This window comes from Kitasatospora sp. MY 5-36 (genome assembly GCF_001182915.1).
GTDB lineage: Bacteria > Actinomycetota > Actinomycetes > Streptomycetales > Streptomycetaceae > Kitasatospora.
This window is the reverse complement of record NZ_LFVW01000157.1, coordinates 1-10329: the sequence shown is the minus strand read 5'-3', so window position 1 is coordinate 10329 and position 10329 is coordinate 1. Positions and strand designations below refer to the sequence as shown.

Genomic DNA, 10329 nt, shown 5'->3' with positions numbered 1-10329 from the left:
CGGGTCGGCGGCGAGCGCCCGGACGGCGTCCACCACGGCCGCCTCGGAGGCGCCGTCCAGGTTGGCGGTCGGCTCGTCCAGCAGCACCAGCGGCCGGTCCTCGGCGAGCAGCACCCGGGCGAGGGCGAGGCGCTGGCGCTGCCCGGCGGAGAGCCCGGCGCCGTCCTCCCCGAGGACGGCGGCCAGGTCGGTCACGAAGTCGAGCGCGTGCGCGGCCCGCAGCGCCGTCCAGAGCTGCTCGTCGGTGGCCTCCGGCCGGTAGAGCCGCAGGTTCTCGGCGACCGTCCCGGCGAACAGGTGCGGGTGCTGCGGCACCCAGGCGATCTGCCGCCGCCAGCTCTCCGGCTCCAGCTCGGCCAGGTCGTACGTCGTACGGCCGTCGGCGGCGGTGATCCGGACGGTGCCCGACGACGGGGCGGTGAGGCCGAGCAGCACGGCCAGCAGGGTGGACTTGCCGGCGCCGCTGGGGCCGGTGAGCGCCGTGCTGGAGCCCGGGCGCAGGGTCAGCGCGGCGCCGTCCAGCGCCGGCTCGGTGCGCCCGGGGTGCCGGACGACCAGGCCCTCGGCGGCGATCACGGCGCTCGCGAGGTCGGGCGCCGGGGTGGTGCCGGCGGCGGGCAGCGGGGTCTCCAGCACCCGGAACAGCTCGTCGGCGGCGGTCAGCCCCTCGACGCTGGAGTGGTAGAGCGCGCCGACCTGGCGGATCGGGAAGTACACCTCGGGGGCGAGCACCAGGATCAGCAGCCCGGTCTCCAGGTCGAGCGTGCCGTCCACCAGCCGGAAGCCGACGGTGACGGCGACCAGCGCGACGGACAGGGTGGAGAGCAGCTCCAGGGTGAAGGAGGAGACGAAGGCGATCCGCAGGGTGCGCAGGGTGGCCCGGCGGTAGTCGGCGGTGATCCGGGCGATGGTGGCGGCCTGGGTGCGGGCCCGGTTGAACACCTTGAGGGTGGGCAGTCCGGCGACCACGTCGAGGAAGTGGTGGGAGAGCCGGGACAGGGTGTTCCACTGCCGGTCCATCCGGGACTGGGTGGCCATCCCGATCAGCACCATGAACAGCGGGATCAGCGGCAGCGTCCCGGCGATGACCGCGGCCGAGGTGAAGTCGGCGCCGACGATCCGCAGCAGCACGATCACCGGGACGACCACGGCCAGCGCCAGCTGCGGCAGGTAGCGGGCGAAGTAGTCGTCCAGCGCGTCGATGCCGCGGGTGGCGAGGGTGGTGAGTTCGCCGGTGCGCCGGCCCGCCAGGTAGGACGGGCCGAGCGCGGTGGCGTGGTCGAGCAGCCGGCGCCGCAGGGTGGACTTCACCCGGGCGACGGACCGGTGGGCGGTGAGTTCGGTGAGCCAGCCGACCAGCCCGCGCCCGACCGCGGTCAGGGCGAGCAGCAGCAGCGGCGTGGTCAGCTCGCCGAGCGTCGCCCCGCGCTGGAAGGCGCGGACGACGATCTCGGCGATCAGACTCGCCTGGGCGACCACCAGGGCCGCGCCGACCGCGCCGAGCAGCACGGATCCGGCGAGGAAGGCCCTGGTGGTGCGGGCGTACCCGAGGAGTCGGGGGTCGACCGGCTTCACGGCGTCAGGCCTGGTCGAGCGGGGCGGCCGGGTTGTGCCCGGGGATGTGCTGGACGCCGATCCGCTTGCGGAACACCCAGTACGTCCAGCCCTGGTAGAGCAGCACCAGCGGGGTGAAGATCGCCGCCACGACGGTCATCACCTTCAGCGTGTACGGCGAGGACGCGGCGTTGGCGACGGTCAGGCTCCACTCCGGGTTCAGCGTGGAGGGCATGACGTCCGGGAAGAGCGCCAGGAAGAGCATCGCGACCGCGGCCACGATGGTCGCCCCGGAGAGGCTGAACGCCCATCCCTCGCGGCCGAGCTGGTTGGCCGCCAGGGCGCCGAGCAGGGCGACCACCGCGACGATCATCGCGGCGAGGCTGCGGCCGTTGCCGTGGTCGACCTGGGTCCAGGTCAGGAAGGCCAGCGCCAGCACGGCGGTCGCCAGGCCGGAGACCAGGGCGGACCTGCGGGCCCGCTCGCGGATCTCGCCGACCGTCTTGAGCGCGGCGAACACCGAGCCGTGCAGGGTGAACAGGGCGAGCGTCACCAACCCGCCGAGCAGCGCGTACGGGTTCAGCAGGTCCCAGAGGGTGCCGACGTAGTTCTTCTGCGCGTCGATGTCCACGCCGCGCACGATGTTGGCGAAGGCCACGCCCCAGAGGAAGGCCGGGAGGAGGGAGGTCCAGAAGATGGCCTCCTCCCAGTTCCGCTGCCAGCGGGCGCCGTCGTTCTTGGCCCGGTACTCGAAGGCCACCCCGCGGACGATCAGGCAGACCAGGATGACCAGCAGCGGGATGTAGAAGCCGCTGAAGAGCGTCGCGTACCAGTCCGGGAAGGCCGCGAAGGTGGCGCCGCCGGCGGTCAGCAGCCAGACCTCGTTGCCGTCCCAGACCGGGCCGATGGTGTTGATCAGCACCCGCCGCTCGGCGGTGTTGCGGGCCAGCGGCTTGGTCAGCACGCCGATCCCGAAGTCGAAGCCCTCCAGGAAGAAGTAGCCGATCCACAGGACCGCGATCAGCACGAACCAGACGTCGTGGAGTTGCATGTCAGATCCTCAGTTCCCCGGTGTCCCGGCGCCTCAGTAGGCGAAGGCGAGCGGCTTGTCGGCGTCCTCGTCCGAGGACGGTCCGCGCAACGACGGGTCCTTGGTGGGCGGCTGCTCGGTCACCACCGGGCCGGCCTTGGCGTACTTGACCAGCAGCCGGACCTCGATGACGGCGAGGATGGCGTACAGCGTGGTGAAGGTGGCCAGCGCGCCGATCTGGGTGCCGACGCTGACGTTGGGGGAGACCGCGCTGGCCGTGGTCATCAGGCCGAAGACGGCCCAGGGCTGACGGCCCATCTCGGTGAAGATCCAGCCGAAGCTGTTGGCGATCAGCGGGAAGCCCATGGTCAGGATGCCGATCCGCCAGCTCCACTTGGTCAGCTGCGGCCCCAGCTCGCGCCTGGGGGTGAGCATCAGCCGGGGCACCTCGGTCTCGCCGGTGCGGAACTCGGGGTGCAGGAAGAGCTTCTTCCGGGTGGTCCACAGGCCGATCAGGCCGGCCAGGAAGGAGGTCATCCCGAAGCCGATCATGAGGCGGAAGCCCCAGTAGGTGACGAAGATGCTCGGGATGTAGTCCTTGGGGTCGCCGCCGTGCTGGGCGGCCTCGGCGGCGGCGGTGTCGTTGATGCCGGGGACGGACGAGCTGAAGTCGCTGTGGGCGAGGAAGGAGAGTATCCCGGGGATCTCCAGGGCGACCGAGTTGTGGCCCTTGCTGACGTCCCCGACCGCGAAGACCGAGAACGGCGCCGGCGCCTGGGTCTCCCACAGCGCCTCGGCGGCGGCCATCTTCATCGGCTGCTGCTCGAACATGACCTTGCCCAGGGTGTCGCCGCTGAGCGCGGTGCCGGCGCCGAAGACGACCGCGAGCACCAGGCCGAGCCGCAGCGAGGTGCGCATCGCGGCGGTCTTCTTCGGGTCGGCGGTCTCCGGCTTGCGCTTGGCCTTCCAGAGGTGGAAGGAGGCGATGCCGACGACGAAGGCCGCACCGGTGAGGAAGGCGGCGGTCAGGGTGTGGAAGACGACCACCAGGGTGGTGTTCTGGAACAGCACCCGGACGACGTCGGTCAGCTGGGCCTTGCCGGTGACCGGGTCGATCGCGTAGCCGACCGGGTGCTGCATCCAGGAGTTGGCGGCCAGGATGAAGTAGCCCGAGAGCACGGTGCCCAGCGCCACCATCCACATGCAGGCGCAGTGGATCTTCCTCGGCAGCTTGTCCCAGCCGAAGATCCACAGGCCGATGAAGGTGGACTCGAAGAAGAAGGCGATCAGCGCCTCCATCGCGAGCGGGGCACCGAAGACGTCACCGACGAAGCGGGAGTAGTCGGACCAGTTCATGCCGAACTGGAACTCCTGGACGATGCCGGTGACCACGCCCATCGCGATGTTGATGAGGAAGAGCTTTCCCCAGAACTTGGTGGCGTGGAAGTACTTCTCCTTGTTCGTCCGCACCCAGGCGGTCTCCAGACCGGCCACGATCGCGGCCAGGCTGATCGTGAGCGGGACGAAGAGGAAGTGGTAGACGGTGGTGATGCCGAATTGCCATCGCGCGATGGTTTCGTGAGCGATTGCCAGTTCCACGTCGCCCTCTCTCCCAACCTGCCCGCGTGACGACGGGCATCTTCCGGACAAACTTCATCTATAGCCGTAGACCGTTGCTCAACCACGCAAGCTTGTCCGCTTGTGAACGTGAACACGTTCACAAGGAGCAGTATCCACCATCCTTACGGGGGAACCGCAGGTGGGGTGGGATTGACAGGCTGTGCGCTGCGTCACGGGCCGCGGCGCGGTCCGCACAGTCTGCGGACCCACCGCGGGCCGGGGCAACGAACGACCGGGCGGATGGCCGGACGTTGTTGGCCGAACCGGCGCTTGACAGGCCCGCGACCCGGTCGCCCCGACGGGATCCGCGTGCTAGGGCCTGTCTTCGGACTCGCCTCTACGGGCCACGTCCTACGGGCGGCCGAGCAGCTCGGTGCCCGGGACGGAATCGGCGCGGGCCGTGAAGAACCCGGTGAATCCGGCCAGGAACTCCTCCCGGGTGATCCGCCCGTCCCCGTCGGCGTCCAGCCGGCGGAAACCGTGCGACAGCTCCGCCGGGTGCACGCGCGGCCCGCCGAACACCGCGCGGTACTCGTCGAACTCCAGGAAGCCGCTGCCGTCGGTGTCGGCCGCGGTGAACACCGCCCGCAGCGCGGGCAGCAGCCCCCGCTCCAGGTAGGCCTCGTCCCGGTCCAGGCCGGCCAGGGTGGCCGCCACGAACTCCTCCCGGCTGACCCTCCCGTCCCCGTTCGCGTCCATCACCGCGCGCAGCTGCTCCCACCAGCTGTCGAAGGCCTCGTACACCCGGGCCTCGCCCGCCTCGTCCAACTCCAGCTGCCAGCACACGTTGTGCGCCATCGCCCGCAGGTCGTGCGCGGTGATGAAGCCGTCGCCGGTCTGGTCGAGCACCTCGTGGAAGAAGCGGTCCAGCCGGGGCCCCCGGCCGTCCCGGTGCGGGCGGTGGCGCTTCGGCGCCCGGTGCTCCTCCGGGGAGCGGTAGCGCAGCCGGTCCGGGAGGAGCGGGACGACCGCACCGGCACCGCGGTGCAGCACGGCGGACAGCAGCGCGGCCCGCCGGGTCCGGACCAGCCCGAACCGCTCCCGCACCGCCGGCGGCAGGTCCGCCACCGTCAGCTCGCGGATCGCCCGGGCGACCACCACCCGCACCACCCGCCAGCCCGCGTCGCCGAGGAACCGGAGCCGGCGCGGCGCGGGCGCCTCGCGCAGCAGGTCGTCCAACAGGTGGCGCGCCGCCTCGGTGTGCTCCAGCCGCTCCCGCGCGTACCGGGCGAAGTAGGCCGGCAACTCCCCCACGGTCTCCGGGATCTCGCCCTTCGGGAGGTCGAAGACGGCGACCGCCTCCCGGAACTCCGCGTACGCCTGCGCCAACTCCCCCGCGTCGTACCGGTCCCCGCCCAGCCGGCGCATCGCGACCACGCCCTCGAAGAGCGTCAGCAGCACCCACGCCCTGGTCGCCGCGTCCCCGGCGTCGTACGGCCGCCCGTCCGGCCCCGTCCCCCGGATCCGCTTGTGCGCCCGCTCCAGCCGCGCGACCTCCCGGCGCAGCGCGTCCGCGTCCTGGTAGAACAGCCGTCGCCCGCTGCCCAGCGTGTGCTCCACCCGCCGCCACGGGTGCGCCCGGTACGTCGAGTGCTCCGCCATCCCCGCCGCCACCACCGGATCCGCCGCCTGCAGCACCAGCAGCCGCCACGCGACCAGCACGATCCGCCACTCCGACAGGTCCCGCCTGAACGACGCGCCGCGTTCAGCCACGGCGCTCACCGGTGATCTCGGGACCGATCACGAAGCCCTTGGCGGGGCCCTCGGGGATCACGGCCTCCTTGCCGTACGGGACCCGGGTCGAGGTCGCGTAGGCACGGCGCTCGGGGTCGGGGCCGGTGAGGACGGTGACGGCGTCGAACCCCTCGATGATCTCCACATGGATGCCCTGGGGGACGTCCATGGACTTCCACATCTCCCACAGCGCCTGGTCCAGGTCCACGCCGGTCTCCTCAACAGCAACCGCGCTCATCGGAACACCCCAATTTCCCGTCCAGTGATCAGCCCGCGCGAGCCCGCGCGAGCAACGGCAGCACGGTCGCACGCGACCTGGGGGTCGGCCGGGTGAACGGCAACGGGTTCACTCGATCGAGGAGTTTCGGGGCCGGGAACGCCGGAACCGCAGGACGGGCCGGGGCCTGTCCTGCGGTTCGGGGGTGGTCGCGCCCGCCTTTCGGGCGGGCGCGGACCTGGTGGGTCAGGAAGCCGAGCGGGCCGGCTTGCGGCGGGAGACGTAGAGAGCGGCGGCGCCGAGGCCGAGGGCGAGGCCGGAGCCCAGGGCGAGGTACGGGGTGGCGGGGTTGGAACCGGTGTCGGCGAGTTCGGTGGCCGAGCCGGTGGTGGCGGCCTGCGTGGTGGTCGCGGTGCTGGTCGAGGTGGTCGACCTGTTCGAGGCGGTGGTGGCCCTGGTCGCGGTGGACGCCTTGGTCGCGGCGGTGTCCGAGGCCGGGGTGCCGGCGGCGGGCTGCTCCGCCGGCTTCTCGACGGGCTTCTCGACCGGCTTCGCGGCGGCGGCCCGGGCGTCGGCGAGCGCCTTGTCCGCGGCGGCCTTGGTGGCGGCCGCGGCCTTGGTGGCCTCCTGGGCCGTGGAGATCCGCCGGAACGCCTCGACCTTGGCGTCGTCCAGGGCCTTGCCCGCGGCGGTCACGGCGGCCTTGGCCTTCTCGTCCGCGGCGGTGGCGGCGTTGGCGGCCTCGAACGCCTTCAGCATCCGCTCCCTGGCCTTGGGGAGGTCCTCCTCCTTGGCGGTGCCGTACGCCCGGGCGGCCTCCTCGGCCTCCTTGTCGGTGGTCTCCCTGGTCGCGGCGGCCTGCTTGGCGGCGGCCCGCGCCTCCTGGAGCCTGCCCTGGTAGGGCTGCGGGTCCTTCAGGAACGCGGTGGCCTCGGCCGTGACCTCGGCCTCGTTCGCGACGGCCGCCGTGTGGGCCTTGGCCGCGGCCGCGGCGGCCTGCTCCAGCTCGGCGATCGAGCCGCTGTCGCTCCGGGTCTGCGTCACCGACGCCGACTCCGCGAAGGCGGGCGCGGCGGAGAGCACGGCGGCGGGCGAGACGACGGCGGCGACGAGGACGGCCGAGACCAGCGAACGGCGGAGGTTCACGATGACCCCTTTCGGGTCGAAAGGAAAAGCAAGGGTCACGGCCGGAGGGTTCCTCACGGCCGGACGACGCCGATCATAGGCACACGCATTCTTAACGCTCCATGCCGGATTCCGGCAATGACCGGGCGCCGAACCTTCCGGGTTCGCCGGGGAATTGACGAGTCGACAAAGCCGGGGCAAAAGCGCGCCCCGAACGTCCGAATTCGTGGCATTCGGGTCGGCGGGGCCGAATTCGCGGCATTCGGCCCGCGGGAATCCGGTCAGCGCTGCCGGGGGAGTTCGACGCGGAAGGTGGCGCCCTCGCCCGGGGCGGTGTGCAGGGTGAGGGTGCCGCCGTGGGCGCGGGTGAGGGCGGTGGCGATGGCGAGGCCGAGGCCGGCGCCGCCGCCGTTGTCGCGGCTGCGGGAGGCGTCGACCCGGAAGAACCGGTCGAAGACCCGCTGGGCCTGCTCCTCGGTGAGGCCCGGGCCGGAGTCGGCGACCTCCAGCAGGCAGACGCCGCCGGGGCCGGCGCCCACCCCGATCCGGACCGGGGTGCCGGCCGGGGTGTGCTTGACCGCGTTGCCGACCAGGTTGGTGACCACCTGCCGCAGCCGCGCCTCGTCGCCGAGGACGGGCGCCGCGCCGGGCGCGCCGGTGCCGGCCGGGCCGGTGAGCGCGACCGGGCGGCTCGGGTCGAGGGCGGTGAGGTCGTGCAGCGCGTCGGCGGCGAGGGTGCGCAGGTCCATCGGGGCGAGGTCGAGCGGGCGCTCCTCGTCCAGCCGGGCGAGCACCAGCAGGTCCTCGACCAGGGCGCCCATCCGGTCGGCCTCGCTCTCGATCCGGGTCATGGTCCGCTTGACGTCGGCCTCGGTGGGCAGCGCGCCCATCCGGTACAGCTCGGCGAAGCCGCGGATGCCGGCCAGCGGGGTGCGCAGCTCGTGCGAGGCGTCCGCGACGAAGCGCCGCATCCGGGCCTCGGACTCGGCGCGGGCCGCGAAGGCCGCCTCGATCTGGGTGAGCATCCCGTTGAGCGCGATCGACAGCCGGCCGACCTCGGTGCCCGGGGAGAGCTCCGGCATCCGGTGCGACAGCTCGCCGGCCGCGATCCGCTCGGCGCCCGCCTCGATCCGGCGCAGCGGCCGCAGCCCGGCGCGCACCGCGAAGAAGCCGAGCGCGGCGATCAGCACCAGGACGCCGCCGCCGATGGCCAGGAAGGAGGTGCTCAGCCTGCCGATGGTGGCGTCGATGTCCTCGCGGGAGACCGCCACCATGACGTAGGTCGGGGTGACCGCCGGCGAGGCGTACGCGCTGGGGGTGGCGGCCTGCCCGCGGGGGGCCTGGAGCGGCAGCACCAGCACCCGCCAGCTGTGCCGGCCGCGCTGGTCGGGCAGGTCGAAGGGGACGTCGGGGGCGGTCCGGGTCGGGTCCAGTCCGGCCAGCTGGGGCGCCGGGTCGCTGTCCGAGACGGGCTGGCGCATCAGCGCCTGGACCTTGCCGTCCGAGGAGAGGTACTGCACCAGGTACTGGCTGGGCAGGCTGACCCGCCGGCCGGCGACCAGGGGCTTCCCGGCGGCCGGCGCGACCACCTGGCTCGGGGGCTTGCGGGAGAGCGGCAGCCCGTACCGCTGGAGCTGTTCGTCCAGCTGCTCCACCAGCTGGGTCCGTACGGCGCCGAGCACGAAGGTGTCGCTGACCGCGAGCCCGGTGGCGACCAGCGCGAACACGAGCACCAGCAGCCGGGCGCGCAGCGACAGCCGGGAGGAGAAGCGGGCGGGCACGAGCGGGTCCGGTCAGCCCTGCGGGGGGCGGCGCAGGGCGTAGCCGATGCCGCGCACGGTGTGGATCAGCTTGGGGCCGTGCGCCGGGCCGGAGTCGAGCTTGCGGCGCAGGTAGGAGATGTACGACTCGACGATGGAGAGGTCCCCGCCGAAGTCGTAGGCCCAGACGTGGTCGAGGATCTGCGACTTGGAGACCACCCGGCCGACGTTGGCCATCAGGTAGTGCAGCAGCTTGAACTCGGTCGGGGAGAGCGAGACCGGGGTGCCGCCCCGGGTGACCTCGTGGGCGACCGGGTCGAGGCTGAGGTCGGCGACGACCAGTCGGCCGTCCTCGGCGGGCCCGCCGGCCCGGCGCAGGATGGCGCGGATCCGGGCGATCAGCTCCTCCAGGCTGAAGGGCTTGGTGACGTAGTCGTCCGCCCCGGCGGCCAGGCCCTGGACCTTGTCGCCGACGCCGTCCTTGGCGGTGAGGAAGAGCACCGGCAGGTGGTCGGCGGGGTGCCCGTGGGCCGGCCCGGCTATCTGCCCGCGGCTGGTGCGCTCGCGCAGCTTCTCGACGACGGTGAAGCCGTCGAGGTCGGGGAGCATCACGTCGAGGACGACCAGGTCCGGGCGCTCGGCGGCGACCAGTTCGAGCGCCTCGGTGCCGGTGGCGGCGGAGGCGACGCGGAAGCCGGAGAAGCGCAGCGAGGCGGAGAGCAGCTCGCGGATGTTGGGCTCGTCGTCCACGACGAGCAGGAACGCCTCGCCCTGGCCGCCGGGCACCGTGGAACCGCCTGGTGTGGTGACAGTGCCTTGCACGGGGCTTTCGCCTCCCGGTCGGACGATGACGTTCAGCATGAGGCTAGCCCCCGGAGGCTATGCGGCATGGATGAATGTTGGATTAACACCTTATCGGTCGGTTTTTGGGCGATCGGCGCACAGGGGTGGGGTCGGTGGTGTGCGCACGGGCGTGGACACGACGGACGGGGCGCGCACGCTGTGTGACGCGCCCCCTCGGCGTGCCAGCTCCCCCTCCGAGCGGGTCGACGCGAGCCGGTGGGTGGACACCGCCCGCCGGTCGGCCCGACCCCCGGTCGCGAGCGACCCCCCGGACGCGACCGGCCCCTCGGGACCGCGGAATCCGTTCGCTTTTCCTCCTGCTATGATTTACAGCGAGGCGTAGGCAGTGCTTTCGAGCAATTGCCCGGCCCGATCATTTCGGTGGTCATAGCGAGAGGGAAACGCCCGGCTCCATTCCGAACCCGGAAGCTAAGCCTTTCAGCGCC

8 protein-coding genes and 1 rRNA gene are annotated in these 10329 nt (G+C 72.4%); 1 reads left to right on the top strand and 8 read right to left on the bottom strand.

Going from position 1 to position 10329, the window contains the following annotated elements; all coding sequences use genetic code 11:
- From cydD to AE652_RS11935, 8 genes are all read right to left on the bottom strand, one after another.
- A partial coding sequence (cydD, locus tag AE652_RS11970; RefSeq protein WP_049651272.1) for a thiol reductant ABC exporter subunit CydD occupies window positions 1–1575 on the bottom strand: 1575 nt, incomplete at its 3' end.
- Window positions 1576–1579: 4 nt separating this feature from the next.
- Complete coding sequence (gene cydB, locus AE652_RS11965; RefSeq protein ID WP_049651271.1) at window positions 1580–2605, bottom strand: cytochrome d ubiquinol oxidase subunit II; 1026 nt, start codon at window positions 2603–2605, stop codon at window positions 1580–1582.
- Between the two features lie 33 nt (window positions 2606–2638).
- Entirely contained in the window at window positions 2639–4183 is a 1545-nt protein-coding gene (locus tag AE652_RS11960; RefSeq protein ID WP_049651270.1) for a cytochrome ubiquinol oxidase subunit I, read from the bottom strand.
- A 372-nt stretch (window positions 4184–4555) separates the two neighbouring features.
- The gene (locus tag AE652_RS11955) at window positions 4556–5917 is read right to left on the bottom strand and encodes an EF-hand domain-containing protein (protein WP_234348349.1); all 1362 of its coding nucleotides are present in this window, start codon (window positions 5915–5917) and stop codon (window positions 4556–4558) included.
- Entirely contained in the window at window positions 5910–6176 is a 267-nt protein-coding gene (locus tag AE652_RS47350) for a hypothetical protein (RefSeq protein ID WP_199823080.1), read from the bottom strand. Before AE652_RS47350 ends, AE652_RS11955 begins: the two co-directional genes overlap by 8 nt.
- Window positions 6177–6401: 225 nt before the next feature.
- On the bottom strand, window positions 6402–7301 hold the full coding sequence (locus AE652_RS11945; RefSeq protein ID WP_049651267.1) for an LAETG motif-containing sortase-dependent surface protein: 900 nt from the start codon (window positions 7299–7301) through the stop codon (window positions 6402–6404).
- 260 nt (window positions 7302–7561) lie between these two features.
- Window positions 7562–9061, bottom strand: a complete 1500-nt coding sequence (locus AE652_RS11940) for a cell wall metabolism sensor histidine kinase WalK (protein WP_049651266.1) — start codon at window positions 9059–9061, stop codon at window positions 7562–7564.
- A 12-nt stretch (window positions 9062–9073) separates the two neighbouring features.
- Entirely contained in the window at window positions 9074–9862 is a 789-nt protein-coding gene (locus AE652_RS11935; protein ID WP_304414264.1) for a response regulator transcription factor, read from the bottom strand.
- A 398-nt stretch (window positions 9863–10260) separates the two neighbouring features.
- Here AE652_RS11935 and rrf point away from each other — a divergent pair.
- Window positions 10261–10329 (top strand): 5S ribosomal RNA (rrf, locus tag AE652_RS11930); the annotation flags it as partial.

Bases quoted from the DNA above. Each gene is read 5' to 3' on its own strand.
- cydB (WP_049651271.1), bottom strand. From the start codon at position 2,605: ATGCAACTCCACGACGTCTGGTTCGTGCTGATCGCGGTCCTGTGGATC.
- AE652_RS47350 (WP_199823080.1), bottom strand. From the start codon at position 6,176: ATGAGCGCGGTTGCTGTTGAGGAGACCGGCGTGGACCTGGACCAGGCG.